The organism is Streptomyces sp. NPDC002490, from assembly GCF_040296045.1.
Lineage (GTDB): Bacteria > Actinomycetota > Actinomycetes > Streptomycetales > Streptomycetaceae > Streptomyces.
The window spans coordinates 1-24,810 of record NZ_JBEOWM010000009.1 but is presented as its reverse complement, the minus strand read 5'-3'; the positions used below and the strand labels follow the sequence as shown (position 1 = coordinate 24,810).

Here is a 24,810-nt window from a genome sequence, read left to right as displayed (position 1 = left end):
CCATGGCGGCTCCCGGAGACGTTCTCGTCACATACGGTCACGTCCGCGAGGAATCCGTTCAGGTTCCGGACGTCCCCTGATGAACGAGTGAGCTGACACGATCCAGTACGGCCGCGAGCTGGCAGTGGTGCGCACGACGCGCTCCACCGACCGCCCCGCCACGCCCTGACGTGCGCATTTGCCCCCGCACGACCGGGAACCCCGCTTGTTTCCCGCCATTTCACGCCCCGAAACACGGGTTCCGGTGTGACTTACGCGACGGATCACCCGTCCCGCCTGCACTCCTGGCCCCGCAAGGCGTAGCCTTAATTCCCGCTGTCCATCATCTTGTGAAGCGGAAGAGGGCGGTTGCCGCCGTGTCGCCACAGTCCCCCAGTAACCCGAGCTCCCCCACCACCGAACACGCAGGTCAGGGCCAGGGCCCTGCCGCCGCGTTCGGTGCCAACGAGTGGCTCGTCGACGAGATCTATCAGCAGTACCTCCAGGACCCGAACTCGGTAGACCGTGCCTGGTGGGACTTCTTCGCCGATTACAAGCCGGGGGCAGCTGCCACCCCGGCTCCGGCGGAGGTCGCCGCCCCCGAGGCACCGGTCGCGAAGCCCGCGCCGGCCGCGACCGTCCCCAGCGCTCCGGCCCCGAAGGCCGCTGCGGCCCCGCAGACCGCACCGACTCCGGCCCCCGCGCCGAGCGCCACCGCACAGGGCGCTCCGGCCAAGGCCGCCGCGCCGGCGCCCGCCGCGAAGCCCGCGGCCGAAGCGCCCGCCGGCCCGGAGCTGGTGACGCTGCGTGGCCCCTCGGCCGCCGTCGTGAAGAACATGAACGCCTCGCTGGAACTGCCCACGGCCACCTCCGTGCGCGCGGTGCCGGTGAAGCTGCTGTTCGACAACCGCATCGTCATCAACAACCACCTCAAGCGCGCCCGGGGCGGGAAGATCTCCTTCACCCACCTCATCGGGTACGCGATGGTGCAGGCCATCAAGGCCATGCCGGCGATGAACCACTCCTTCGCGGTGAAGGACGGCAAGCCGACCCTGGTCAAGCCCGAGCACATCAACCTCGGGCTCGCGATCGACCTGGTCAAGCCGAACGGTGACCGCCAGCTCGTCGTCGCGGCCATCAAGAGGGCCGAGACGCTCAACTTCTTCGAGTTCTGGCAGGCGTACGAGGACATCGTCCGCCGCGCCCGGGACAACAAGCTGACGATGGACGACTTCACCGGGGTCACGGTCTCGCTGACCAACCCCGGCGGCATCGGCACCGTCCACTCCGTGCCGCGTCTGATGCCCAACCAGTCCGTGATCATGGGCGTCGGCGCGATGGACTACCCGGCGGAGTTCCAGGGCACCTCCCAGGACACCCTGAACAAGCTCGGCATCTCGAAGGTCATGACGCTCACGTCGACCTACGACCACCGGGTCATCCAGGGCGCCGCCTCCGGCGAGTTCCTGCGCGTCGTCGCCAACCTGCTGCTCGGCGAGAGCGGCTTCTACGACGAGATCTTCGAAGCGCTGCGCATCCCCTACGAGCCGGTCCGCTGGCTCAAGGACATCGACGCCTCGCACGACGACGACGTCACCAAGGCCGCCCGCGTCTTCGAGCTGATCCACTCCTACCGGGTCCGCGGCCACGTGATGGCCGACACCGACCCGCTGGAGTACCGCCAGCGCAAGCACCCCGACCTGGACATCACCGAGCACGGCCTCACCCTGTGGGACCTGGAGCGGGAGTTCGCGGTCGGCGGCTTCGCCGGCAAGTCCATGATGAAGCTGCGCTCCATCCTCGGCGTGCTGCGCGACTCGTACTGCCGCACCACCGGCATCGAGTTCATGCACATCCAGGACCCCAAGCAGCGCAAGTGGATCCAGGACCGGGTGGAGCGCCCGCACTCCAACCCGGAGCGCGAGGAGCAGCTGCGCATCCTGCGCCGGCTGAACGCCGCCGAGGCGTTCGAGACCTTCCTCCAGACCAAGTACGTCGGTCAGAAGCGCTTCTCGCTGGAGGGCGGCGAGTCCGTCATCCCGCTGCTGGACGCGGTCATCGACTCGGCGGCCGAGTCCCGCCTCGACGAGGTCGTCATCGGCATGGCCCACCGCGGCCGGCTCAACGTCCTCGCCAACATCGTCGGCAAGTCCTACGCGCAGATCTTCCGCGAGTTCGAGGGCAACCTCGACCCGAAGTCGATGCACGGCTCCGGCGACGTGAAGTACCACCTGGGCGCCGAGGGCACCTTCACCGGTCTGGACGGCGAGCAGATCAAGGTCTCGCTCACCGCCAACCCCTCCCACCTGGAGGCGGTCGACCCGGTGCTGGAGGGCGTCGCCCGCGCCAAGCAGGACATCATCAACAAGGGCGGCACGGACTTCACCGTCCTGCCGGTGGCCCTGCACGGTGACGCGGCCTTCGCCGGCCAGGGCGTCGTGGCCGAGACGCTGAACATGTCGCAGCTGCGCGGCTACCGCACCGGCGGCACGGTCCACATCGTCGTCAACAACCAGGTCGGCTTCACCGCCGCCCCGGAGTCCTCCCGCTCGTCGATGTACGCGACGGACGTGGCCCGGATGATCGAGGCCCCGATCTTCCACGTCAACGGGGACGACCCCGAGGCCGTCGTGCGGGTGGCGCGGCTGGCGTTCGAGTTCCGTCAGGCGTTCAACAAGGACGTCGTGATCGACCTCATCTGCTACCGCCGCCGCGGGCACAACGAGACCGACAACCCGGCGTTCACCCAGCCGCTGATGTACGACCTGATCGACAAGAAGCGCTCGGTGCGCAAGCTCTACACCGAGTCCCTGATCGGTCGCGGCGACATCACCCTGGAGGAGGCGGAGCAGGCGCTCCAGGACTTCCAGGGCCAGCTGGAGAAGGTCTTCACCGAGGTCCGCGAGGCCACCTCGCAGCCCGGCGAGGTGCACATCGCCGAGCCGCAGGCCGAGTTCCCGGTGACCGTCACCACGGCGGTCTCCCAGGAGGTCGTCAAGCGGATCGCCGAGTCCCAGGTGAGCATCCCCGAGCGGGTCACCGTGCACCCGCGGCTGCTGCCGCAGCTCCAGCGCCGGATGGCGATGGTCGAGGACGGCACCATCGACTGGGGCATGGGCGAGACCCTCGCCATCGGCTCGCTGCTGATGGAGGGCACCCCGGTCCGGCTCTCCGGCCAGGACTCCCGCCGCGGCACCTTCGGCCAGCGGCACGCCGTCCTGATCGACCGGGCCACCGGCGAGGACTACACCCCGCTGCTGTACCTGACCGAGGACCAGGCCCGGTACAACGTCTACGACTCCCTGCTGTCGGAGTACGCGGCGATGGGCTTCGAGTACGGCTACTCGCTGGCCCGCCCGGACGCCCTGGTGATGTGGGAGGCGCAGTTCGGCGACTTCGTGAACGGCGCGCAGACCGTGGTGGACGAGTTCATCTCCTCCGCCGAGCAGAAGTGGGCCCAGACCTCGGGCGTCACCCTGCTGCTGCCGCACGGCTACGAGGGCCAGGGCCCGGACCACTCGTCCGCCCGCCCGGAGCGCTTCCTCCAGCTGTGCGCGCAGAACAACATGACGGTCGCGATGCCGACCCTGCCGTCGAACTACTTCCACCTGCTGCGCTGGCAGGTCCACAACCCGCACCACAAGCCGCTGGTCGTCTTCACCCCGAAGTCGATGCTCCGGCTCAAGGCCGCGGCGTCGAAGACGGAGGAGTTCACCACGGGCGGCTTCCGCCCGGTCATCGGGGACGCCTCGGTGGACCCGGCGGCGGTGCGCAAGGTCGTCTTCTGCGCGGGCAAGGTCTACTACGACCTGGACGCCGAGCGGGTCAAGCGCGGCATCACCGACACGGCGATCATCCGCATCGAGCGGCTGTACCCGCTGCCGGGTGCGGAGCTCCAGGCGGAGATCTCCAAGTACCCGAACGCGGAGAAGTACCTCTGGGCCCAGGAGGAGCCGGCGAACCAGGGTGCGTGGCCGTTCATCGCGCTGAACCTGATCGACCACCTCGACCTGGCGGTCGGGGCGGACCTCCCGCACGACGAGCGGCTGCGGCGGATCTCCCGCCCGCACGGTTCGTCGCCGGCGGTCGGCTCCGCCAAGCGGCACCAGGCCGAGCAGGAGCAGTTGGTGCGCGAGGTGTTCGAGGCGTGACGCCTCCGGCATGAGCCGTGCGGAGGGCCCGGGTGTCACCACCCGGGCCCTCCGCCCGTTGTGGGGCCTTACCCTGAAGGCACCAACGTAGGGTCCTGACCAGGAGTGGAACGTGTACTTCACCGACCGGGGCATCGAGGAGCTGGAGAAGCGGCGGGGCGAGGAGGAGGTCACCTTCGAGTGGCTCGCCGAGCAGCTGCGCACCTTCGTCGACCTGAATCCGGACTTCGAGGTCCCCGTGGAGCGCCTGGCCACCTGGCTGGCCCGTCTCGACGACGAGGACGAGGACGACTAGCGCGAGGAGCGGGGTCGTCGGGGCGGGTCGGTTCCCAGGGCCTGCGGGCCCGCCGCCGGCCGGCGCCGGCGGCAGCCGCTCAGCGGGTCCGGCGCAGCCCCAGCGCGCCGGAGGCGAGGAGCACCGCCCCGGCCGCCACCCACGGCCCCCGTCGGGTCCTCAGGCCCCACGCCGTCATGGGCACGCCGAGCGCGAGTTGGGCCATCGAGAGCGCCCGCACCGGCAGCGCCCACCCGTGGGTCGCCGCCACCTCGTACCGGGCGGCGAGCGCCCACAGTTCGGCGAGGGGCGCACCGGGGGCCAACCCGGGCGGCAGGACCACTCCGGTCCGGGCGAGCACCGCGACCAGCCCGATCAGCCGGGCCCGTGCGTCCGCCGCCGAGTCCGGGCGGGCCAGCTCCTCCAGTGCCTGCACGTCGAGCACCGGGTCGAGGCCGAGCCGTAGCGCGAAGGTGTGGACGGCCTCGTCCTCGCCGACCGGGGTGCCGGCCGCGAGCCAGGCGAAGCCGACCGGGCGGCGGAAACCGGAGGCGAGGAGGAATCCGCTGTGGTCGGGGTCCCACCACAGCGCCACCACGGCCCACTGGCCGCCGACCGCGAGCGCGCCGGCCCAGCCCGCGACCACCCGCTCCACCGGGTCCCCGCCGTCCCCCCAGGGGGCGGTCCCGGGGACCAGGGCCGTCCAGCCGTCCCCCGCGGCGACGCACCGGAAGGGTTCCCGCAGCAGCCGGGCCGCTGCGGTGACGGTCTCGGGTGCCGCCCTGCACAGCAGGAGCGCGCCGGTGTCGGGGTTCGCGTCGGACAGCATGCCCCCACGCTAAGGCAGATCGTCCGCGCACGCCGTGCGCCCTTCGCGGGGGCGCTCGGGGGCGTACGCCGCTGGATGGCCGTGCGCGTGAGCGCCCCGCCTCTCCGCTTTGACCTCGACCACCTGCGATATATCGTGTATTGCGGGAGACGCGATATGGCGCGTGACCCGGGGTCAAGGGAGGCCGCACCATGCCCACCACCACCGAGTGGTCCACCACCTCGCCGCAGCGGCGGTGCCACGGCGTCCCGGTCACCGCACCCCCACCCGATGCCCCGCTCCTCGGCACCGGCCGGAAGGGGCGGTGACGTGCCTCCCGTCTTCGCCCACGGCCGCCTCCGCCTGTACCTGCTGAAGCTGCTGGACGAGGCCCCCCGCCACGGCTACGAGGTGATCCGCCTCCTGGAGGAGCGCTTCCGCGGGCTGTACGCGCCCTCGGCCGGGACGGTGTACCCGCGGCTCGCCAAGCTGGAGGCCGAGGGACTGGTCACCCACGCCACCGAGGGCGGCCGCAAGGTCTATTCGATCACGGAGGCCGGCCGCGCCGAGCTGGCCGCCCGCAGCGGCGAGCTGGCCGATCTGGAGGTGGAGATCCGCGCGTCGGTGGCCGAGCTCGCCGCGGAGATCCGCAACGACGTGCGCGCCGCCGCCCACGACGTGCGCCGCGACCTGCGCACGGCCGCCCGACGGATGAACCCCTCGGCGGACGAGCCGGACGGCCACGGCACCACCGCCCCTTCCGATCCTCTCGCGGGGGTGCTCGGGGACCCGGAGGCGTGGCGGCAGGTGAAGGAGGACTTCACCCGGGCCAAGCAGGGCTGGAAGGACCAGGCCCGGCGGGCGAGGGACGAGAGCCGCCGGGCCCGCGAGGAGGCCCAGCATGCCCGTCGACTGGCCAAGGAGGCCCAGGCCCGTGCCCAGGAGCAGGTCCAACGGATCGTCGAGCGGGTCCAGGACCAGGTGCGCGCCCACGTCCCCCCGGACGACTGGCCCACGGGCATGCCCGAGGCGCTCAGCGAACTGGTGGAGGAGTTCAGCCGGTTCGGCACGCCGGACGCACCCACCGCCGACCGAGCCGACCGTTCCGGGGCCGATGGACCTCCCGCGGGCCGGACGGGGGCGGAGGGCCCGACGTACACGGACGCCGCACCCGACTTCCCGGTCGACTTCGCACCCCCGTGGGCGCAGGAGCCCTCCTCCGGTGATCCGGCCCGCGACCTCGAACGGCTCCTGGACCGCTTCCGGGACGACGTCCGGGACACGGCCCGGGACCACGGGGTCACGGTGGAGCAGTTGAGCGAGGCCCGGGACCATCTGTCCACGGCCGCGGCCCGGATCGCCGGCGTGCTGCGCCCCGGGGCTCGGGACGCCGGTTCCGCTCGGTAGGGAGCCTTTCCCGCTACCGGCACCACCCCGGGCCGCGCCGCGTGGCGGTCTAGGCCGCCCGTCCGCGCCCCCCGCCGGCCACCCCCGCCCACACCAACCGTCGGACGCTCTCCAGCCCCGCGCCGTGGTCGGCGAGCGTCTCGGCCACCACACCGGGGTGGGCGGTCAGCGCCAGCAGCAGATGGTGGCCACCGATCTCCCGCTCCCTGCGTTCCGTCGCCATCCGCAGGGCCCGTTTGAGCACCGCCTTGGCCTCGCGGGAGTAGCCGGGCCCGAAGAGCGGGCCGCGGACTGCGGCGCGCCGGGCGGTCCGCCCGGGGTCGAGCGCCCCGGCCCCGTGCCCGTGCTCCACCCGGTCCACGATCAGGGTGAGGTCGATGCCGAGGCCGGCCAGCGCCTCGGCGTCCGCCCGGGACAGTCCCGCCCGGCGGCGCGCCCCAAGGAGCTCGCGCTCCAGGGACTCCCGCCGCCGGTCGACACCGAGCGCGGCGAGGACCGCAGCGGCCCGGCCCGTCCGGCCGTCCAGCAGGGCGAGCGCCAGGTGCTCCTCCCGAACCTTCCGCACCCCCAGCCGCTCGGCGTGCCCCACCGAGCCGACCACGACGGCTCGCGCTTCCGCGGTGAACCGTTCGAACATCACTGCCTCCCGTGCTTCTTGTGCACCGCCTGTCGACTGACCCCCAACTCCGTGGCGATCTCCTGCCACGACCACCCCTGCTGCCGCGCGCTGCGCACCTGGACGGCCTCCAGCCGCTCCAACAGTTGCCGCAGTGCGACCACGGCCCGCAGCCCGATCCGGGGGTCACGATCACCGGCCCTCACGGCCAGATCCGTTGCTTCGGTCATGATGTCAATTTAAGTTGACAAGCCCCGGGCGTCAACCCGAATTGACACTCGGGGCGGCCGACGGACGGCGCCCGCCCGGGCGGTCTACACGGTCAGCACGATCTTCCCGAACTGCCCGCCCCCGGCCATCCGTTCGAAGCCCTCCCGGGCCCGGTCCAAGGGCAGCACCCGGTCGATCACCGGCCGCACCCCCGTGGTGTCGCAGAACGCGAGCAGGTCCTCCAACTCGTCCTTGGAGCCCATGGTGGAGCCCACGATCCGCAGCTCCAGGAAGAACACCCGGGTCAGCTCGGCGTGCGAGGGCGCATCGCCGCTGGTGGCCCCGGAGATCACCAGGGTCCCCCCGGGCCGCAGCGACTTGACGGAGTGGGACCAGGTCGCGGCCCCCACCGTCTCGATGACCGCGTCGACCCGCCGCGGCAGTCGGGCCCCGGGCGGCAGCGCCTCCACCGCCCCCAACTCCACCGCCCGCCGCCGCTTGGCCTCGTCCCGGCTGGTGGCGAAGACCCGGAGCCCGGCGGCGCTGCCCAGCACGATCGCGGCGGTGGCCACCCCGCCCCCGGCCCCCTGGACGAGCACCGAGTCCCCGGGCCGCACACCGGCGTTGGTGAAGAGCATCCGGTACGCCGTGAGCCAGGCGGTGGGCAGACAGGCGGCCTCCTCGAAGCTGAGCCCGGCCGGCTTGGGCAGCACGTTCCACTCCGGTACGGACACCTGCTCGGCGAAGGTGCCCGGGTACTTCTCGCTCAGCAGGGAGCGCCCCTCCCGGGGACCGACCCCGTGCCCGGTCTGGCCGATGACGGAGTGCAGGACGACCTCGTTGCCGTCCTGGTCCACCCCGGCGGCGTCACAGCCGAGGATCATCGGCAGCCGGTCCTCGGCGAGCCCGACCCCCCGCAAGGACCACAGGTCGTGGTGGTTGAGCGAGGCGGCCCGGACGTTCACGGTGGTCCAGCCCGGTCGGGCCACGGGGGCGGGGCGCTCCCCCAGCTCCAACCCCTCCAGGGGGTGATCACGGTCGATGCGAGCGGCGTAGGCGGCGAACATGCCCGCGACGATAGGCCCGGGCGCGCCCGGCCGGAACGCCCGACCCGGGTGACGCGGAGCACCCTCCCCGGCAGGAGCGCGCCCCGGACGCAGTAAGGCCGGCCCCGGAGACCTCCGGGACCGGCCACCACACCCCCGTGGAGGACGTGGACGGGCGGGCCGACCAACGGCCCGGCCGGCCTAACGGCGGGCGACTCCCTCGGCCCGGGCCGCCGCGGCCACCGCAGCGGTCACCGCGGGGGCGACCCGCTCGTCGAACGGCGACGGGATCACGTACTCGGCGGAGAGCTCGTCACCGACCACCGCGGCCAGCGCCTCGGCCGCGGCGATCTTCATGCCCTCGGTGATCCGCGAGGCCCGCACCTGGAGCGCCCCGGCGAAGATACCCGGGAAGGCGAGCACGTTGTTGATCTGGTTCGGGAAGTCGGAACGGCCGGTGGCCACCACGGCCGCGTACTTGTGCGCGATGCTGGGGTGGACCTCGGGGTCCGGGTTGGCCATGGCGAACACGAACGCCCGGTCCGCCATCGAGGCCACCGCCGCCTCGGCCACCGTGCCGCCGGAGACCCCGACGAACACGTCCGCCCCGGCGAGCGCGGACTCCAGGCTCCCGGTGAGGCCGGCCCGGTTGGTGATCTCGGCGAGTTCCCGCTTGGCCGGGTTGAGGTCGTCCCGGTCCCGGCTGACGATGCCCTTGCGGTCGGCGACCGCCACGTCGCCGATGCCCGCTTCGAGCAGGAACTTGGCGATGGCGACCCCGGCGGCCCCGGCCCCGGAGATCACCACGCGCAGCTCGTCGATCGTCCGACCGGTCAGCTTCGCGGCATTGCGCAGCGCGGCGAGCGTGACGACCGCCGTGCCGTGCTGGTCGTCGTGGAAGACGGGGATGTCCAGCTGCTCCTGGAGCTTGCGCTCGATCTCGAAGCAGCGCGGCGCGGAGATGTCCTCCAGGTTGACGCCGCCGAAGGAGGGGGCGAGCCGGACCACCGTCTCCACGATCTCGTCCACGTCGGTGGTCGCGAGGGCCACCGGAACGGCGTCGACGCCGGCGAACTGCTTGAAGAGGATCGCCTTGCCCTCCATGACCGGCAGGGACGCCTCGGGACCGATGTCGCCGAGTCCGAGCACCGCGGTGCCGTCCGTGACCACGGCGACGACCTGGGACTTCCAGGTGTAGTCGTGGACGAGGTCGGGCTGTTCGGCGATGGCGCTGCACACCCGCGCCACGCCGGGGGTGTAGGCCAGGGACAGGTCGTCCCTGTTGCGGACGGGCACGGTGGCCTGGACGGCCATCTTGCCGCCCCGGTGCAGGGCGAACACGGGGTCGAGCGAATCGAGGGGTTCGGCGCCGCCCTCGTACTTCCCGTCGCCCTGACCGCGCGCGGCGCCGTCGGCCCCGGACACACCGCTGTCACTGTCGCTGCGAGGATTGACGATCTCCGCTGCCACTTGTCTTACCCCTTAATTCTCTGCTGTTTGAGGGTGACCACTCCTGGTAAAGGGGTGGGCGGGCACCGCCCGGATCCGCTGCCGCGGGGTGGGAACACCTCGACGGCGCTACTGCCTGTGACGCATACGGACCCGGAGCGACGGGCGCGCCGCACGCGCGCCCTGAGCCCCTGGTGGGGGGTGTGATGAACCTTCATACCGGACGGACGGCTTCGCGGACGAGTCGAGGGACGGACGGTGATGTGACTCATAGGCGAATGTCATGAATATACGGACAAGAACATGACAGATCCATAGACGCCCGCATTGCTCTAGCAAAGAGCATCGGCCGGGTCGGAGGGGTGCCGAAGATTTTCCGGCGAACGAAGAGCGACCCCGCAGAAGATCCGGCCAGGGATGTACCGACCTGTCGCATTTCGGGGGCCGCCCGTTATCCGATTTTGACATGCCTGACGGGCTGTTTGACCAGGCACGAATGGCAAGATGCCGTAATCACTCGTGGTCGCGACACCCGAAGGTGTGTGCCCGCCGACCACCGGCACCTCACCCACTCGCCGGAGGATTCACCATGACCGCTCGCTCCCCCCATCGCCCGTTCGCTGCGAAGTCCGGGCAGGCTCGGCTCGTCGCGTTCGGTGCGATCGCGGTCGCCGGCTCGCTGCTGCTGACCGGCTGCGGTGACCAGACGAAGGAGAAGAAGGCCGAGGAACCCGCTGGTGACGCCGGCAAGAGCAGTGCTGCCGCCGCGCCGCTGGCCGACAAGCTCCCCCAGGCCATCCGGGACAAGGGTGAGATCAAGGTGGGTTCGGACATCGCTTATCCCCCGGTCGAATTCAAGGACGCCTCGGGCAAGACCGCCGGTATCGACCCGGATGTGGCCGATGCGCTCGGCAAGCAGCTCGGAGTGAAGTTCACGTTCGAGAACGGCACCTTCGACACCCTGGTCACGGGGCTGCGCGCCAAGCGCTACGACATCGCCATGTCCGCGATGACGGACACCAAGGACCGGCAGAACGGCGTGGACGGCGACACCGGCAAGAAGGTCGGCGAGGGCGTCGACTTCGTCGACTACTTCAACGCGGGCGTCTCCCTCTACACGCCCAAGGGCAAGACCCAGTCCATCGCCACCTGGGACGACCTGTGCGGCAAGAAGATCGTCGTGCAGCGCGGCACGGTCTCCCACGACCTCGCCAAGGACCAGGCCGAGAAGTGCGGTGACGAGAAGCTCGCCATCGAGGCGTTCGACACCGACGCCCAGGCCCAGACCCGACTGCGCTCGGGCGGCGCCGACGCCGGCTCCTCGGACTTCCCGGTCGCGGCCTACGCGGTGAAGACCTCCGGCGGCGGCAAGGACTTCGAGATCGTCGGCGAGCAGGTCGACGCCGCCCCGTACGGCATCGCCGTGGCCAAGGGCAACACCGAACTCCGGGACGCCCTGAAGGCCGCGCTCGACGCCATCATCGCCAACGGCGAGTACGGCAAGATCATCGCCAAGTGGGGCGTCGAAGCGGGCGCCGTCGAGCAGGCCGTGGTCAACGGCGGCAAGTGAGCCGCCCCGCACGCTGAAGCCGTCACGGCATCGAAAGGCAAGACACCGTGTCCGTTGACATCGGCAAGACGGACGGCGGCGCCCCCGCGGCCCCGCCGTCCCCCCGACCGGAGGCCGTCAAGGCCGTGCCGGTCCGGCACTTCGGTCGGTACGTCGCCGCCCTCATCGCCCTGGCCCTGCTGGGTTCGATCGTCTACGCGTTCGCCCAGGGCAAGATCAACTGGGGTGCGGTCCCCGATTACTTCCTCGACGACCGCATCATCAAGGGCGTCGGCAGCACCCTGTTGCTCACCGCACTCTCCATGCTCATCGGCATCGTGGGCGGCATCCTCCTCGCGGTGATGCGGCTCTCGAAGAACCCGGTGACCTCGTCCATCGCCTGGTTCTACATCTGGTTCTTCCGGGGCACCCCGGTCCTGGTCCAGTTGTTCGTCTGGTTCAACCTGGGCCTGGTCTTCGAGTACGTCGACCTCGGGCCGATCTACAAGGACTACTGGTCGAGCTTTATGACGCCGTTCCTGACGGCGCTGCTCGGCCTGGGCCTGAACGAGGCCGCCTACATGGCGGAGATCTGCCGGGCGGGCCTGCTCTCGGTGGACGAGGGCCAGACCGAGGCGTCCCACGCCCTGGGGATGAGCCACTCCAAGACGCTGCGCCGCATCGTCATCCCGCAGGCCATGCGCGTCATCGTGCCGCCCACCGGCAACGAGGTCATCAACATGTTGAAGACGACCTCCCTGGTGTCGGCGGTGCAGTACTACGAGCTGCTCAGATACGCCCAGGACATCGGACAGACCTCCGGCTCGCCCGTGGAGATGCTGTTCGTGGCGGCCGCCTGGTACCTGATCATGACCTCGGTCCTGAGCGTCGGCCAGTACTACGTCGAGCGGCACTACGCCCGGGGCTCCAGCCGGCAGTTGCCGCCGACGCCCTGGCAGCGGGTCAAGAAGAACGTGTTCTCCCTGTCCGGCCGGAAGGGGGCCGCGGCATGACCGCGATGGTGAAGGCCGAAGGCGTCCACAAGTCCTACGGCAACGTCGAGGTGCTCAAGGGCATCGACCTGGAGGTCGCGCGCGGCGAGGTGTTCTGCCTCATCGGCCCCTCCGGCTCCGGCAAGTCGACGTTCCTGCGCTGCATCAACCACCTGGAGAAGGTCAACGCCGGGCGGCTGTACGTGGACGGGGAACTCGTCGGCTACCGTCAGAAGGGCGACAAGCTCTACGAGTTGAAGGACGGCGAGGTCGCACTCAAACGCCGTGACATCGGCATGGTGTTCCAGCGCTTCAACCTGTTCCCGCACAAGACGGCCCTGGAGAACGTCATCGAGGCGCCGATCCAGGTCAGGAAGCAGGCGAAGGCCCGGGCCCGGGAGCGTGCGCACGAGTTGCTGGACCGGGTCGGCCTCGCCGACAAGGCGGGCAACTACCCCTCGCAGCTCTCTGGCGGGCAGCAGCAGCGGGTGGCGATCGCCCGGGCGCTCGCGATGGACCCCAAGCTGATGCTGTTCGACGAGCCCACCTCCGCGCTCGACCCCGAGTTGGTCGGCGACGTGCTGGACGTGATGCGGGACCTCGCCGAGTCGGGCATGACGATGGTCGTGGTCACCCACGAGATGGGCTTCGCCCGGGAGGTCGGCGACTCGCTGGTCTTCATGGACGGCGGGGTGGTCGTCGAGTCCGGCGACCCCCGCGAGGTCCTGACCAACCCCCGGCACGAGCGCACCCGGTCCTTCCTGTCGAAGGTCCTGTGACCGCACGCTGACCGGTCGCTCCCGCTCCGCCGGACGGAGCGGGAGCGACCGGCGCCGTCAGCGCAGGGCGAGGACCATCGCGTCGGAGGGCGAGGCCCACACCCCCCGGGCCTCGGCGAACCCGGCGTCCCGCAGGGTCCGTGCGTGCCAGTCGAGCGAGGGCGTGTCCCCGTCCGCGTGCTCCCCGTAGATCTCGAACCGGCGTGCGGTGGCCGCCGAGAGCGCCGGGTCCTCGGCCGCCAGGGCCCACCAGTCGGCCCAGTCCAGGGCCCCCTCGGCCCGGGCGGTCTCGCGCCGCGCCCGGCGCAGCACCGCCTCCGCCTCGTTGATCCGGGGCGTCGCGCCGTCGACCATGTGGTCGGCGTTCAGGAAGGCGCCGCCCTCCCGCACCACCCCGGCGAGTTGCCCGTACAGCACGGCCAGCGGCCCGGTGTGCAGCCAGTGCAGCGCCGTCGCGGTCAGCACCGCGTCGTAGGAGTCGTGCGGCAGGCGCTCCCGCCAGTCGGGCGCGGTGAGGTCGGCGGTCACGAAGGAGACGCGGTCGTCCCCGGCGAAGGTGCCCTCGGCGATCGTGAGCAGCGCCGGGTCGAGATCCACTCCGGTGCTTCGGGCGTTCGGGAACCTCCGCAGCAGCCGATCCGTAATACTCCCCGTACCGCACGCGAGGTCCAGCACCCGGGGTTCGGGCCCGACGAGCGCCTCGACCACGTCCAGCATGACCCGGAACCGCTCCTCGCGGTCCGGCATGTACCACTCCTGCTGTCGGTCCCAGCTCTCCTGCCAGGCCCGCCAGTCGGTCCCGGTGGTGGTCCCGGTCATGTCGTCCGCCTTCCTCGCCCGTACGGCCACTGAGGATCGATCGATGAACGTAATACCCTTGGGCGATGAGCAGTCATTACCCACCGCACCCGTCCCGACGATAGACGGCACCCGTAAGGACTACAAGTGGAACTGGCCTATTACTCGGATTACGCCGTGCGCCTGGTCAACAGCGAGGAGCCGGTCCGGGGCGAGGACTCGCTGACCTCGGTGGAAGCGGTGCGGGAGCTGTTCGGCGCCAACCAGTCGGCCGCCCGTCGCGCCACGGACACCGACGTGACCCGGCTGCGTTCGGTGCGCGCCCGGCTGCGGGCGGTCTTCGAGGCCGCCGACCAGGGGGACGAGACCCTCGCGGTGGACCTGCTGAACTCCCTGCTCCTGGAGTTCCCGGTGAGCCCCCAGGTCTCCGGCCACGACCACCGCGACGACGACGGCCGCCCGCTGTGGCACATGCACCTGGCCGACCACCCCTCGAACGCCACCGCCGGCTACGCCGCCATCGCGGCGATGGGGCTCGCCATCCACCTGACCGAATTCGGCGTCGACCGGCTGGGCCTGTGCGAGGCCGCGCCCTGCCGCAACGCCTACCTGGACACCTCCACCAACCGCTCCCGCCGCTACTGCTCGGACCGGTGCGCCACCCGCGCCAACGTGGCCGCCTACCGCGCCCGCAAACGCCGGGAGGCGGAGCGCGCGGACACCGGCCGCGCCGCGGTCAGCAGCCAGCAGAGCACCCCCGCCCGCGGTCGCTGACCCCCGGACCGGCGCGGACGGTACCGGGCGAGGACGCGGCCCAGGACGAACTCCTCCGGCACCGTCCCGTAGACCGTGCTGTCCGCGCCGGCCGTCGGGTTGTCGGCGAGGACCCACCAGCCGCCGTCCCGGCGCCCCACGGCCCGCTTCACGATCAGGAGGTTCTGTTGCAGGGGGTGGCGCAGCACCACCACCTGCCCGGGTTTCACCCGAGCGCCGTAGCGCACCAGGAGCCGGTCCCCGTGGTACAGGGTCGGCACCATCGACGGCCCCTCCACCTCGGCCAGCCCGAACTGCGCACCGAATTCCCGTTCCCGTGCCGTCTCCGGCATCAGACACCTCCTGGTCCGTCCTCCGCGTACGCCACCGGTCCGAAAAACCGCCCGGTCTTTCGTCCTAGGCCCTAGGGGGCCCTCGCGAAAAGCCCTCTCCCACGGAGTAATGTCCCACCTGAGAAGACGATCACGAGGAAGGACGGCTCCATGCTCTCCCGCCTATTCGCACCCAAGGTCAAGGTCAGCGCACACTGCGACCTGCCCTGCGGTGTCTACGACCCGGCCCAGGCCCGCATCGAGGCCGAGTCGGTCAAGGCCGTGCAGGACAAGATGGCCGGCAACGACGACCCGCACTACCAGGCGCGCGCCACCGTCATCAAGGAACAGCGCGCGGAACTGGCCAAGCACCACGTCTCGGTGCTGTGGAGCGACTACTTCAAGCCCCCGCACTTCGAGAAGTACCCCGAACTGCACCAGCTGGTCAACGACGCCCTGAAGGCCCTCTCGGCCGCCAAGGCGTCCACCGACCCGGCGACGGGCCAGAAGGCGCTCGACTACATCGCACAGATCGACAAGATCTTCTGGGAGACCAAGCAGGGCTGAACCGCCCGGTTCCCGCCCCCGCGCCCGTGCCACGCGCACCGACCGGGGGAACGAGGGGGGCGACCCGTCACCACGGGTCGCCCCCCTCGTCGTGTCCCACCGGTCGGGGCCGCTTGACACGGCCGGACCCCGCCCTGCACGGTTCCCCGGAGAGCCCGATCGAGCAGGGGGACCCGATGAAGGCCCGTTGTGTCCGTACCGTTCCCGGCCCCCTCGGCGTCGCCGCCGGCGGTCTGGCCCTCACGACGACCGACCCCGCCGCCGGCTGGTGGGCCCTCTGGGCCGTCTGCGCGGTCCTCACCCTCACGGCCACCGCGTACACCTTCGTCATCACCCGGTAGGCACCCCGGCCCAAGGGCTCAGGCGACGGCCTCCCGCCACATCGGCCACATCGTCGGACCGTCCGGCAGCTCCAGGACCGGCTCGCGGACCTCGAAGCCCAGACGTCGGTACAGCTCCCGGCTGCGGGCGCTGCTGGCCTCCAGGTAGGCGGCCGTGCCCTCGCGGTCGCAGCGGTCGAGGACCGAGCGGATCAGGGCGGTGCCCAGGCCCTCGCCCCGGCGCGACGGGTCCACCGCGATCATCCACAGGTACTCGTGGGCGGCGTGCTGCGGATGGCAGCCCTCGGTCAGCCGGCCGATCCACTCGATGCGTTCGTTGGCGGGGTCGACCGCCTCCCGCATCCGGGCCGGACCGTCCTCGTCCTCCTCGGCCCCGTCCTCCTCGGGGCCGCCCTCGGGGATGCTCAGCCACAGGGCGACCGCGGCCCCGTCCTCGGTGAGGTCCACCCGACCCGCCTCCAGCACGATGTCGAGGATCGCCTCCATCATCAGGGGGTGTGCACGGCGGAACCCCTCCTCGTCCGGGAACACCCAGCCGCTGACCGGGTCGTCCCGGAAGCCCTCGTCGAGCAGTCGGACCACGGCCTCCCGGTCCGCGGCTCCCCCGGTCCGAATCCCCACGCCCATACGCCGCCGCCTCCTGTACCGCGTCCCAACTGGAAGACCTCATTGAACCCCAGGCCGGATGACGGAGGGTCATGCGGGGCGGGCAACACGGCTACGCCGAGCGGCGGGTGACGAATTCGGCCAGGGACAGCAACTCGCCGGCGGACTCCGGCCCGGGCAGCGCCCGCGCCAGCGACTGCACCGCGCGACCCATCCGGTCCGCGGCCTGGTGCTGCGCCCAGTCCCGGCCGCCCGCCGCCTCCACCGCGTGCACCAGGCGGGCCAGGTCGTCGGGGCCGGTGGACCCGGCCGGGGCCGCGTACAGTTCGGCGAGTTCGGGGCCCGCCGCGGTGCCCGAGCAGAGCGCGGCGACCACCGGGAAGGACTTCTTGCGGACCAACAGGTCCGCCCCGGCGGGCTTCCCGGTGCGCCGGGGGTCGCCCCAGATCCCGATCACGTCGTCGATCAGCTGGAAGGCCAGGCCGGCCTCCCGACCGAAGGCGTCGAGCGCGGCCACCGCCTCCTCCTCCGCACCCGCGTACAACGCGCCCATGGCGCAGGCGCAGCCCAGCAGCGCACCGGTCTTGGCCTCCGCCGTCGCGATGCAGTCGGCGAGCGTCACCTCGCCCGGGTCCCGCCGTTCCAGCGCGGTGTCGGTCTGCTGCCCCGCGCACAGTTCGACCACGCAGCCGGCGAGCAGGGCCGCCGCCCGCGCCGCCGCCGGGTGCGGGTCCTCGGCGAGCAGCCGTGCGGCCACCGCGGCGAGGGCGTCGCCGGTGAGGATCGCGTCCGGCACGCCGAACACCGTCCATGCGGTGGGCCGGTGCCGGCGGGTGGTGTCACGGTCCATCACGTCGTCGTGCAGGAGGGTGAAGTTGTGGGTGAGCTCCACGGCCGCCGCGGGCCGGACCGCCTCCTGCGGACGGCCGCCGAACGCCCGTACCGCGGCCATGACCAGGGCCGGACGGACGGCCTTGCCGGCGTTGCCCGTGGCGGGGGTGCCGTCCGCCCGCTCCCAGCCGAAGTGGTAGCGGGCCACCCGGCGCAGCGGGCCGGGCATGGCGTCCACGGCCCGGCGCAGTTCCGGGTCGACGTCGGCCCGCGCCCCCTCCAGCAGCGCGCTCGCCTCGTCGTCGGCGCCCGTCGGTGGCGGCGCGGGACACGGGACGGCCGGTGCGGCGAGGGTGTCGGCTCCGTTCCCGGGTTCCGGGCCGGTGCGGGTCACCGCCGGCGGCCGATCTCGACGTTCTCCAGGACGCCCAGTGCGTCCGGGACGAGGACCGCGGCCGAGTAGTAGGAGGTGACGAGGTAGGAGGTGACCGCCTGCCGGTCGATGCCCATGAACCGCACCGACAGGCTCGGTTCGATCTCGTCGGGGATGCCCGGTTGGCGCAGCCCGACGACGCCCTGGTCGTCCTCGCCGGTGCGCAGGCACAGGATGGAGGTGGTCCGGGCGGCGGTGACCGGGATCTTGTCGCAGGGGAACAGCGGGACCCCGCGCCAGGTCATGATCCGGGTCCCCTCGACGTCCACCGTGTCGGGGACCAGCCCGCGCGCGTTGCACTCGCGGCCGAACGCAGCGATCGCGCCCGGGTGGGCGAGGAACAGCTTGGACCCGCGCCGGCGGCTGAGGAGTTCGTCCAGGTCGTCGGGGGTGGGCGCACCCTCGTGCGGCTGGATGCGCTGCTCGTAGGCGCAGTTGTGGAGGAGACCGAACTCCCGGTCGTTGACCATCTCGTGCTCCTGGCGCTCCTTGAGCGCCTCCACGGTGAGCCTGAGTTGGTGTTCGGTCTGGTCCATGGGACGGCCGTAGAGGTCCGCGACCCGGGTGTGGACCCGCAGGATCGTCTGGGCCACGCTCAACTCGTACTCGCGGGGGGCCGGTTCGTAGTCGACGAAGGTGCCCGGCAGCCTGGCCTCGCCGACGTGGCCGGAGGAGAGGTCGATCTCGCGTTCGCCGTACCGGTTGGCGTGCCGTTCGGGTGCGGCCCGGAGGGAGTCGAGGTGGGCGCGGAGCGAGTCGCTGCGGTCGACGACGCCCCGGAACGCCGACCGGGGCAGGACGAGGACGGTGCAGTGGGTGGCGGCCCGGACGGTGTGCTCCCAGATGGTGTCCGACGCGGTCAGCACCTGCTCGCCGAAGTACGCGCCGTCGGCGAGGACGTCGAGGACGGCGTCGTCGCCGTAGGGGCCGGCGCCGATCCGCTCGACGCGGCCGTGGGCGAGGAGGAACACCTCGTCGGACGGGTTCCCGAAGGAGGTGAGCAGGTCACCGGGGGCGTAGCTGCGCTGTTCGCAGCGGTCGGCCAGGTCCGCGAGCACGCCCTCGTCGGCGTAGTGCCGCAGGGCGGGCAGTTCAGCGAGTTCGGCGGGGACGACCCGGACGTCCTCGCCGGTCTGCACGAAGGTGACCCGGCCGTCGCCCACCGCGTAGCTCAGCCGGCGGTTCACCCGGTACGCGCCGCCCTGCACGTCGACCCAGGGCAGCATGCGCAGCAGCCACCGGGCGCTGACCTCCTGCATCTGCGGAGCCGACTTGGTGGTGGTGGCCAGGTTCCGCGCGGCCGCGGTGCCGAGGCTCCGCTGCGGCTGTTCGCTACGGACCTCTTCGCCTACCGACATGCTTCTTGCCCTCCCACACGCGTGCACCGATCTGCGGGAGGAGCCTTTCAGCACCGGGGACCCCGGTGCCATCACACAAAAGAGCGGGATTGGAAGCCGCCGTTCGGGGCATGCTTCGGGTTTTTGCCGAACCGTTCCCTCACCCGTTCCTCCCCGGCCGTCGGTCAAGTCGGCGCCGCGCCCCCGTCCGATCGGGTGAGTCGGGGTCCGCAGGGCAGGTGTGGGAACTCCAAGATCCCGGTACGCGTTCTCCTGATGCGCGTACCTAGGACGACATCAGCGGACGACCAACAGGCTCACCAGCCGCAGAGCGGCACGACGAACGGAAGTGGTTCACGATGGCGGGATTCCTCGACCGCGCCCGGGAGCAGGTCCAGCAGGGACTCACCCAGGGCAAGCAGAAGCTCGACGAGGTGCAGGCGCAGCGCGCCGGATCGGACCTGCTGAAGCGGCTCGGTGCGGCGTACTACGCGGAGCGGCGCGGCACCGGCACCCCGGAGGCGACCCAGCGCGCGGTGCAGGAGCTGGAGCAGCACATCGCCGTGCACGGGGACGGGGTGCTGCGGCACTGATCGACGCCGGCGGGACGGGCGGGGCCGGGCCGCGGGGCCCGCTCCCCGGCTCGGCCGCCATCCCGTGCCGGTGTGCCGTGCGGTGCGGGAGAATGTGCAGGTGGCAGGGGCGAGCGGAGAAGCGGGTACCGGGGTGGAACGCCTGGGCCCCCGGTTGCCCTCGCCACTGGAGGAGCTGCGGGACGCGCGCTTCCTGGCCCGGGGCGTACGGCTCGCGCTGAAGCGGGACGACCTCATCCATCCCGAGCTGGTGGGCAACAAGTGGCGCAAGCTGGCGCCCAACCTCGCGACGGCGGGTGACCGCACCGTGGTCACCTTCGGCGGCGCCTACTCCAACCACCTGCGGGCCACCGCCGCCGCCGGGCGGTTGCTCGGGGTGCCCACCATCGGGGTGGTGCGCGGTGAGGAGCTGGCCGGGCGCCCCCTGAACCCCTCGCTGGCCCGGTGCGCGTCGGAGGGCATGCGGCTGCGGTTCGTGGACCGCGCGACCTACCGCCGTGCGTCCGAGCCGGAGGTGGTCGCCGCGCTGCTGACCGAGTTCGGCCTCGGCGCCGACGGGGCGTGCGTGATCCCGGAGGGCGGCAGCAACGCCGCTGCCGTGCGCGGGTGCCTGCCGCTCGGCGAGGAGTTGCGGGGACGGGCGGACGTGATCGCGGTGGCCTGCGGCACCGGGGGCACCCTCGCCGGGCTCGCCGCGGGGCTGGGCCCCCGGCAACGCGCGCTCGGCATACCGGTGGTGGGCGGCGGGTTCCTCGCCGGGGCCACCACTGCGCTCCAGCACGCGGCCTTCGGCGGGCCGCGCGGCCGTTGGTCCCTGGACGAACGGTTCCACTGCGGCGGGTACGCCCGGGTCCCCGCGCACCTGCGGGCCTTCGCCGCGGACTTCGAGCAGCGGCACGGGCTGGCGGTGGAGCGCCTGTACGTCGCCAAGCTGCTGTGGGCACTGTTGTCGCTCACCGAGGAGGGCGCCTTCCCCGCGGGCACCCGGTTGGTCGCGGTGGTCACCGGTCGTCCCGGTCCCGAAGCCGTGTGACGGGGGGCTCAGTCGGCCTCCTCCCGGTATACCGCCGCCTCCTCCAGGTCCAGCCGGCGCAGCAGGGTGCGCATCAGCTCGTCGTCGATCGCCCGGGCGTCCCGGAGCCGGACGAAGACGTCCCGCTCGGCGGCGATCATCTCGCGGGTCAGTCTGCGGTAGGTGCCGTCGACCGACTCGCCGGTGACGGGGTTGGGCGAGCCGAGCCGTTCCCAGACGGCGTTGCGGCGTCGCTCCAGCACCAGCCGCAACCGGTCCACGAGGGGCTCGGGCAGGGCGTTGCGCGGGTCCCGCAGGAGTTCCGCCAGGCGTTCGTCGGCCGCCCGCGAGGCGGCGTTCTGCGCCTCGGCCTCGGCGAGGGTGCGGGCCTGCGGGCTCCGCCCCGGCAGCTTCAGCAGCCGGATCAGGCCGGGCAGGGTCAGCCCCTGGACCACGAGCGTGCCGATCACGGTGGTGAAGGTCAGGAACAGGATCAGGTTGCGGGCGGGGAACGGTCCTCCCCCGTGCACGGTGAGCGGGATGGAGAAGGCGATGGCCAGGGACACCACCCCGCGCATCCCCGCCCAGCTCACCACCAGCGGGCGTCGCCAGTCGGTGTCCGACTCGCGGGCCCTGATCCGGGGCGAGAGCCACAGCGGGAGGTAGGTGGCGGGGTAGCACCACACGAAGCGGACGACCACCACCAGCACGAACAGCACCAGCGCGTACCAGGCCGCGTCCGGCCCGCCGACCGGCCCGAGTCCCCGCAGGACGACCGGTAGTTGGAGGCCGATCAGCGCGAACACCGCGGACTCCAGGATGAACGACACCATCCGCCACACGGCGGCCTCCTGGAGCCGGGTCTCGAAGTCGACCTGCCAGGCCCGGTGCCCCAGGTAGAGGCCGACGACGACCACGGCGAGCACCCCGGACGCCCCCACCTGCTCGGCCGCCGCGTACGCCACGAACGGGATGAGCAGCGACAGGGTGTTCTGGAGCAGCGGCTCTTGCAGGTGGGTGCGCAGCCAGTGCAGCGGAACCATCAGGACCAGCCCGACGCCGACCCCGCCGACCGCGGCCAGCAGGAACTCGTGGACGCCGCCGGCCCAGCTCATGCCCTCCCCCACCGCGGCCGCGAGGGCGACCTTGAAGGCGGTGATCGCGGTGGCGTCGTTCACCAGCGACTCGCCCTGGAGGATGGTGGTGATCCGGGACGGCAGGCCCACCCGCCGGGCTACGGCCGTGGCCGCCACCGCGTCGGGCGGTGCGATCACCGCCCCCAGCACCAGGGCGGCCGTCAGCGGCAGCCCCGGCAGGAGCAGGTAGGCCAGCCATCCCACGGCGACGGTGGCGAAGAGGACGTACCCCACCGACAGCAGCGCGACCGGACGCAGGTTGGCCCGCAGGTCGAGGTACGAACTCTCCAGCGCGGCCAGGTGCAGCAGCGGCGGGAGCAGCAGCGGCAGCACGACGTGCGGGTCGAGGGTGAACTCGGGGACGCCGGGGACGTAGGCGGCGATCAGTCCGACGGTGACCAGCAGCAGGGGCGCGGGCACCGGGGTGCGGCGCGCCGCACCCGCCACCGCGGTGCTCGCCGCGACCAGTCCGACCACCGACAGCGCGTCCATGACGGTCCCCTCTCGTCCGGCTCCCCGGCCGGCGCCCGTCGTCGGCGGCCGGTCCGGGCCGTACCGCACGGTCCCCCACGGGGCCGGGCGGATCAGTAACCTGGGCCAGCATGAAGGAGTGCACGCACGTTTCGGCGTTGCCCCAGCCGGAACCGGAACCCTTGAGTCGGACCTGTCTGGGCTGTCTGGCCGCGGGGACCAACCCGGTGCAGTTGCGGATCTGCCTCGACTGCGGCCACGTGGGCTGTTGCGACTCCTCGCCGCTGCGGCACGCGACGGGGCACTACGAGGAGACCGGGCATCCGGTGATGCGGACGTTCGAGCCCGGCGAGCGGTGGCGCTGGTGCTTCGTCGACTGCGTCCTCGTGTGACGACCGCCCGGTCGACGGTTCGGTGGGCGGAGCCGTGGGTACGACACCCCGACGCGCCGTGCCGGGCGGCCGGACCGTCACCGCATCGGTATCCACCCGCCCCTACCGACTGTGCGTACCGATGTGTTTACGATGAGTGATGCCGAGGGGCGGGGTCCCCGGGACACCCGCGCCGTGAGCGCGATAGCGTCACCGCTGCACCATGTTGCGCGTTACCCGGGGGGTGCTCCCCCGGAGCCCCGAAGAGCTTGTACCACCTTGGAGGTGAGGGTGTCCCAGATCGCAGGAGAGCCCGGGACCCAGGACTTCGTGGAAGTCCGGCTGCCGGCTGCGGGTGCCTACCTGTCGGTGCTGCGGACGGCGACGGCCGGCCTCGCGGCGCGTTTGGACTTCACCCTCGACGAGATCGAGGACCTCCGCATCGCCGTGGACGAGGCGTGCGCGATCCTGCTCCAGCAGGCCGTGCCCGGCTCCGTCCTCAGCTGTGTGTTCCGACTCGTGGACGACTCCCTGGAAGTCACCGTCTCGGCGCCGACCACCGACGGCCGCGCGCCGGAGCGCGACACCTTCGCCTGGACGGTGTTGTCGGCCCTCGCGGGCAAGGTCGACTCGACCGTGGCCGAGGACCGGACCGTGTCGATCAGCCTCTACAAACAACGCGGCGCGGGACCCGGTCCGGCGTGAGGAACGGGGACGGACCGGTGCGGGACGAGGGACACGACACACCGGGACCGCCCGCCGGGGGCACGGGCGGCCGACCCGCCCCGCGCACGCCGGGCGGCATCCCCGAACAGCAGGCCAGGCCGCATCCCGAGGACGGCACCGACGGAACTCGGGAACCGGTCGGGCGGCCGGAGCCGGCGACGGCGCCGGACCCTGCCGCCGGGTTGGAGCAGGCACAGCCGGGCGCTCCCGGCACCGCGGACGCACGCGAGTCGTCGTCCGGCCGGGGCGGGCGACCGGGGGCACCTCCCAGCGGGAGCTGGGGGAGGGCGGGAAGCATGAGCGAACACGAGCGCGACGTGAGCGGACCCGGCGCCGGTCGGGGCCGGCACGATCCGCGCGACCGGAGCGCGGCGCGGGCGATGTTCGTCACGCTGCGCGGGCTGCCCGACGGCAGCCCGGAGTACGCGGAGCTGCGCAACCGGCTGGTCCGGATGCACCTGCCGCTCGTGGAGCACCTGGCCCGACGGTTCCGCAACCGCGGCGAGCCGCTGGACGACCTGACGCAGGTCGCCACGATCGGGTTGATCAAGTCGGTGGACCGGTTCGACCCGGAGCGGGGCGTCGAGTTCTCCACCTACGCCACACCGACCGTGGTGGGGGAGATCAAGCGCCACTTCCGGGACAAGGGCTGGGCGGTGCGCGTCCCGCGACGGCTCCAGGAACTGCGGCTGGCGCTCACCACGGCGACCGCCGAGCTGTCCCAGTTGCACGGGCGCTCCCCCACCGTGCACGAACTGGCCGAGAAGCTGGCGATCTCCGAGGAGGAGGTGCTGGAGGGGCTGGAGTCGGCGAACGCGTACTCCACGCTCTCCCTGGACGTCCCGGACACGGACGACGAGTCGCCCGCGGTCGCCGACACCCTGGGCGCGGAGGACGAGGCCCTGGAGGGCGTCGAGTACCGCGAGTCCCTGAAGCCGCTGCTGGAGGACCTGCCGCCGCGCGAGAAGCGCATCCTGCTGCTGAGGTTCTTCGGCAACATGACCCAGTCGCAGATCGCCCAGGAGGTCGGCATCTCCCAGATGCACGTCTCCCGCCTGCTAGCCCGCACCCTGGCCCAACTGCGCGAGAAGCTCCTCGTCGAGGAGTGAGCCCGCGGTATGCACGACGGCGCCCCGGACCGTACGGTCCGGGGCGCCGCGGGGCTAACCCGGGGGGGGCCGCCGGGGGGGGGGCCGGGGGTGGGGGACGGGTGGGGGGCGACCCCCGCGCCCAGAGCGGGCGG

The 24,810-nt window shown here is 72.1% G+C and carries 25 protein-coding genes; 14 read left to right on the top strand and 11 right to left on the bottom strand.

The features are described from left to right. The first annotated feature begins 356 nt into the window (after positions 1-356). Together ABT092_RS07975 and ABT092_RS07970 are read left to right on the top strand one after the other, a co-directional pair. Positions 357-4,130, top strand: coding sequence for a multifunctional oxoglutarate decarboxylase/oxoglutarate dehydrogenase thiamine pyrophosphate-binding subunit/dihydrolipoyllysine-residue succinyltransferase subunit (locus tag ABT092_RS07975; RefSeq protein WP_351241028.1), 3,774 nt, complete (start codon positions 357-359; stop codon positions 4,128-4,130). Between the two features lie 112 nt (positions 4,131-4,242). Further along, a complete protein-coding gene (locus tag ABT092_RS07970) occupies positions 4,243-4,425 on the top strand; it encodes a DUF6104 family protein (RefSeq protein ID WP_031091411.1) in 183 nt (60 codons plus the stop codon). Positions 4,426-4,504: 79 nt separating this feature from the next. On the opposite strand, the gene ABT092_RS07965 is transcribed toward ABT092_RS07970, so the two are convergent. Next, positions 4,505-5,233 (bottom strand): hypothetical protein, encoded by a 729-nt coding sequence (locus tag ABT092_RS07965; RefSeq protein WP_351241026.1) that lies wholly within the window; start codon positions 5,231-5,233, stop codon positions 4,505-4,507. 309 nt (positions 5,234-5,542) lie between these two features. Here ABT092_RS07965 and ABT092_RS07960 point away from each other — a divergent pair, with 309 nt between their 5' ends. Continuing rightward, positions 5,543-6,619 (top strand): PadR family transcriptional regulator, encoded by a 1,077-nt coding sequence (locus ABT092_RS07960; protein WP_351241024.1) that lies wholly within the window; start codon positions 5,543-5,545, stop codon positions 6,617-6,619. Positions 6,620-6,668: 49 nt separating this feature from the next. Here ABT092_RS07960 and ABT092_RS07955 read toward each other — a convergent pair whose 3' ends face one another. From ABT092_RS07955 to ABT092_RS07940, 4 genes are all read right to left on the bottom strand, one after another. After that, positions 6,669-7,256: a Clp protease N-terminal domain-containing protein gene (locus tag ABT092_RS07955; protein WP_351241022.1), complete on the bottom strand. Its 588-nt coding sequence runs from the start codon at positions 7,254-7,256 to the stop codon at positions 6,669-6,671. Continuing rightward, on the bottom strand, positions 7,256-7,465 hold the full coding sequence (locus tag ABT092_RS07950) for a helix-turn-helix domain-containing protein (protein WP_351241020.1): 210 nt from the start codon (positions 7,463-7,465) through the stop codon (positions 7,256-7,258). The genes ABT092_RS07955 and ABT092_RS07950 overlap by 1 nt, the downstream gene beginning before the upstream one ends. A gap of 84 nt (positions 7,466-7,549) precedes the next feature. Then, on the bottom strand, positions 7,550-8,512 hold the full coding sequence (locus ABT092_RS07945; RefSeq protein ID WP_351241018.1) for a zinc-binding dehydrogenase: 963 nt from the start codon (positions 8,510-8,512) through the stop codon (positions 7,550-7,552). 180 nt (positions 8,513-8,692) lie between these two features. Further along, positions 8,693-9,961, bottom strand: a complete 1,269-nt coding sequence (locus ABT092_RS07940; RefSeq protein ID WP_351241016.1) for an NAD(P)-dependent malic enzyme — start codon at positions 9,959-9,961, stop codon at positions 8,693-8,695. Positions 9,962-10,529: 568 nt separating this feature from the next. Between ABT092_RS07940 and ABT092_RS07935 the strand changes: the two genes are divergently transcribed. From ABT092_RS07935 to ABT092_RS07925, 3 genes are read left to right on the top strand one after another with little or no spacing between them, the layout of a single operon-like run. Continuing rightward, positions 10,530-11,510 carry an ABC transporter substrate-binding protein gene (locus ABT092_RS07935; protein WP_351241014.1) on the top strand — a complete coding sequence of 327 codons (981 nt, stop codon included), beginning with the start codon at positions 10,530-10,532 and terminating at the stop codon, positions 11,508-11,510. 47 nt (positions 11,511-11,557) lie between these two features. Continuing rightward, a complete protein-coding gene (locus ABT092_RS07930; protein WP_351241012.1) occupies positions 11,558-12,502 on the top strand; it encodes an amino acid ABC transporter permease in 945 nt (314 codons plus the stop codon). Then, positions 12,499-13,260 carry an amino acid ABC transporter ATP-binding protein gene (locus tag ABT092_RS07925; RefSeq protein WP_351241010.1) on the top strand — a complete coding sequence of 254 codons (762 nt, stop codon included), beginning with the start codon at positions 12,499-12,501 and terminating at the stop codon, positions 13,258-13,260. Before ABT092_RS07930 ends, ABT092_RS07925 begins: the two co-directional genes overlap by 4 nt. Positions 13,261-13,317: 57 nt before the next feature. On the opposite strand, the gene ABT092_RS07920 is transcribed toward ABT092_RS07925, so the two are convergent. After that, positions 13,318-14,079, bottom strand: coding sequence for a class I SAM-dependent methyltransferase (locus ABT092_RS07920; RefSeq protein ID WP_351241008.1), 762 nt, complete (start codon positions 14,077-14,079; stop codon positions 13,318-13,320). A gap of 126 nt (positions 14,080-14,205) precedes the next feature. Between ABT092_RS07920 and ABT092_RS07915 the strand changes: the two genes are divergently transcribed. Next, entirely contained in the window at positions 14,206-14,832 is a 627-nt protein-coding gene (locus ABT092_RS07915; RefSeq protein ID WP_351241006.1) for a CGNR zinc finger domain-containing protein, read from the top strand. On the opposite strand, the gene sodX is transcribed toward ABT092_RS07915, so the two are convergent. Then, positions 14,739-15,164, bottom strand: a complete 426-nt coding sequence (sodX, locus tag ABT092_RS07910) for a nickel-type superoxide dismutase maturation protease (RefSeq protein WP_351241004.1) — start codon at positions 15,162-15,164, stop codon at positions 14,739-14,741. The two genes, ABT092_RS07915 and sodX, sit on opposite strands and share 94 nt — an antisense overlap. Before the next feature lie 150 nt (positions 15,165-15,314). Between sodX and sodN the strand changes: the two genes are divergently transcribed. Continuing rightward, the gene (gene sodN, locus ABT092_RS07905) at positions 15,315-15,710 is read left to right on the top strand and encodes a superoxide dismutase, Ni (protein ID WP_351241002.1); all 396 of its coding nucleotides are present in this window, start codon (positions 15,315-15,317) and stop codon (positions 15,708-15,710) included. Positions 15,711-15,886: 176 nt separating this feature from the next. Further along, positions 15,887-16,051, top strand: coding sequence for a hypothetical protein (locus ABT092_RS07900; RefSeq protein WP_351241000.1), 165 nt, complete (start codon positions 15,887-15,889; stop codon positions 16,049-16,051). An 18-nt stretch (positions 16,052-16,069) separates the two neighbouring features. Here the strand turns inward: ABT092_RS07900 and ABT092_RS07895 are convergent, their stop codons facing one another. The 3 genes from ABT092_RS07895 to ABT092_RS07885 all read right to left on the bottom strand — a co-directional run bounded on the left by ABT092_RS07895 (position 16,070) and on the right by ABT092_RS07885 (position 19,279). After that, the gene (locus ABT092_RS07895; protein WP_351240998.1) at positions 16,070-16,678 is read right to left on the bottom strand and encodes a GNAT family N-acetyltransferase; all 609 of its coding nucleotides are present in this window, start codon (positions 16,676-16,678) and stop codon (positions 16,070-16,072) included. Positions 16,679-16,769: 91 nt separating this feature from the next. Then, the gene (locus ABT092_RS07890; protein WP_502968404.1) at positions 16,770-17,882 is read right to left on the bottom strand and encodes a family 2 encapsulin nanocompartment cargo protein polyprenyl transferase; all 1,113 of its coding nucleotides are present in this window, start codon (positions 17,880-17,882) and stop codon (positions 16,770-16,772) included. After that, positions 17,879-19,279, bottom strand: coding sequence for a family 2B encapsulin nanocompartment shell protein (locus ABT092_RS07885; protein ID WP_351240996.1), 1,401 nt, complete (start codon positions 19,277-19,279; stop codon positions 17,879-17,881). The genes ABT092_RS07890 and ABT092_RS07885 overlap by 4 nt, the downstream gene beginning before the upstream one ends. Before the next feature lie 338 nt (positions 19,280-19,617). Between ABT092_RS07885 and ABT092_RS07880 the strand changes: the two genes are divergently transcribed. Together ABT092_RS07880 and ABT092_RS07875 are read left to right on the top strand one after the other, a co-directional pair. Beyond that, positions 19,618-19,851 (top strand): hypothetical protein, encoded by a 234-nt coding sequence (locus tag ABT092_RS07880; protein WP_351240994.1) that lies wholly within the window; start codon positions 19,618-19,620, stop codon positions 19,849-19,851. Positions 19,852-19,951: 100 nt separating this feature from the next. After that, positions 19,952-20,884, top strand: a complete 933-nt coding sequence (locus ABT092_RS07875) for a 1-aminocyclopropane-1-carboxylate deaminase/D-cysteine desulfhydrase (protein ID WP_351240992.1) — start codon at positions 19,952-19,954, stop codon at positions 20,882-20,884. Positions 20,885-20,892: 8 nt separating this feature from the next. On the opposite strand, the gene ABT092_RS07870 is transcribed toward ABT092_RS07875, so the two are convergent. Continuing rightward, positions 20,893-22,491 (bottom strand): Na+/H+ antiporter, encoded by a 1,599-nt coding sequence (locus tag ABT092_RS07870; RefSeq protein WP_351240990.1) that lies wholly within the window; start codon positions 22,489-22,491, stop codon positions 20,893-20,895. A gap of 110 nt (positions 22,492-22,601) precedes the next feature. On the opposite strand from ABT092_RS07870, the gene ABT092_RS07865 reads away from it, so the two are divergent. The 3 genes from ABT092_RS07865 (at position 22,602) to ABT092_RS07855 (ending at position 24,676) form a co-directional block, all read left to right on the top strand. Then, on the top strand, positions 22,602-22,862 hold the full coding sequence (locus tag ABT092_RS07865) for a UBP-type zinc finger domain-containing protein (RefSeq protein WP_351240988.1): 261 nt from the start codon (positions 22,602-22,604) through the stop codon (positions 22,860-22,862). Between the two features lie 270 nt (positions 22,863-23,132). Continuing rightward, positions 23,133-23,546, top strand: a complete 414-nt coding sequence (locus ABT092_RS07860; RefSeq protein WP_307661212.1) for an ATP-binding protein — start codon at positions 23,133-23,135, stop codon at positions 23,544-23,546. Then, a complete protein-coding gene (locus ABT092_RS07855) occupies positions 23,543-24,676 on the top strand; it encodes a SigB/SigF/SigG family RNA polymerase sigma factor (protein WP_351240986.1) in 1,134 nt (377 codons plus the stop codon). The genes ABT092_RS07860 and ABT092_RS07855 overlap by 4 nt, the downstream gene beginning before the upstream one ends. Positions 24,677-24,810 lie beyond the last annotated feature (134 nt).

What these genes read in the sequence shown, in the direction of transcription:
- ABT092_RS07965 (WP_351241026.1), bottom strand. Translation starts at nt 5,233, where the DNA reads ATGCTGTCCGACGCGAACCCCGACACCGGCGCGCTCCTGCTGTGCAGG.
- ABT092_RS07955 (WP_351241022.1), bottom strand. Translation starts at nt 7,256, where the DNA reads ATGTTCGAACGGTTCACCGCGGAAGCGCGAGCCGTCGTGGTCGGCTCG.
- ABT092_RS07950 (WP_351241020.1), bottom strand. Translation starts at nt 7,465, where the DNA reads ATGACCGAAGCAACGGATCTGGCCGTGAGGGCCGGTGATCGTGACCCC.
- ABT092_RS07945 (WP_351241018.1), bottom strand. Translation starts at nt 8,512, where the DNA reads ATGTTCGCCGCCTACGCCGCTCGCATCGACCGTGATCACCCCCTGGAG.
- ABT092_RS07935 (WP_351241014.1), top strand. Translation starts at nt 10,530, where the DNA reads ATGACCGCTCGCTCCCCCCATCGCCCGTTCGCTGCGAAGTCCGGGCAG.
- ABT092_RS07925 (WP_351241010.1), top strand. Translation starts at nt 12,499, where the DNA reads ATGACCGCGATGGTGAAGGCCGAAGGCGTCCACAAGTCCTACGGCAAC.
- ABT092_RS07920 (WP_351241008.1), bottom strand. Translation starts at nt 14,079, where the DNA reads ATGACCGGGACCACCACCGGGACCGACTGGCGGGCCTGGCAGGAGAGC.
- sodX (WP_351241004.1), bottom strand. Translation starts at nt 15,164, where the DNA reads ATGCCGGAGACGGCACGGGAACGGGAATTCGGTGCGCAGTTCGGGCTG.
- sodN (WP_351241002.1), top strand. Translation starts at nt 15,315, where the DNA reads ATGCTCTCCCGCCTATTCGCACCCAAGGTCAAGGTCAGCGCACACTGC.
- ABT092_RS07900 (WP_351241000.1), top strand. Translation starts at nt 15,887, where the DNA reads ATGAAGGCCCGTTGTGTCCGTACCGTTCCCGGCCCCCTCGGCGTCGCC.
- ABT092_RS07895 (WP_351240998.1), bottom strand. Translation starts at nt 16,678, where the DNA reads ATGGGCGTGGGGATTCGGACCGGGGGAGCCGCGGACCGGGAGGCCGTG.
- ABT092_RS07885 (WP_351240996.1), bottom strand. Translation starts at nt 19,279, where the DNA reads ATGTCGGTAGGCGAAGAGGTCCGTAGCGAACAGCCGCAGCGGAGCCTC.
- ABT092_RS07880 (WP_351240994.1), top strand. Translation starts at nt 19,618, where the DNA reads ATGGCGGGATTCCTCGACCGCGCCCGGGAGCAGGTCCAGCAGGGACTC.
- ABT092_RS07870 (WP_351240990.1), bottom strand. Translation starts at nt 22,491, where the DNA reads ATGGACGCGCTGTCGGTGGTCGGACTGGTCGCGGCGAGCACCGCGGTG.
- ABT092_RS07865 (WP_351240988.1), top strand. Translation starts at nt 22,602, where the DNA reads ATGAAGGAGTGCACGCACGTTTCGGCGTTGCCCCAGCCGGAACCGGAA.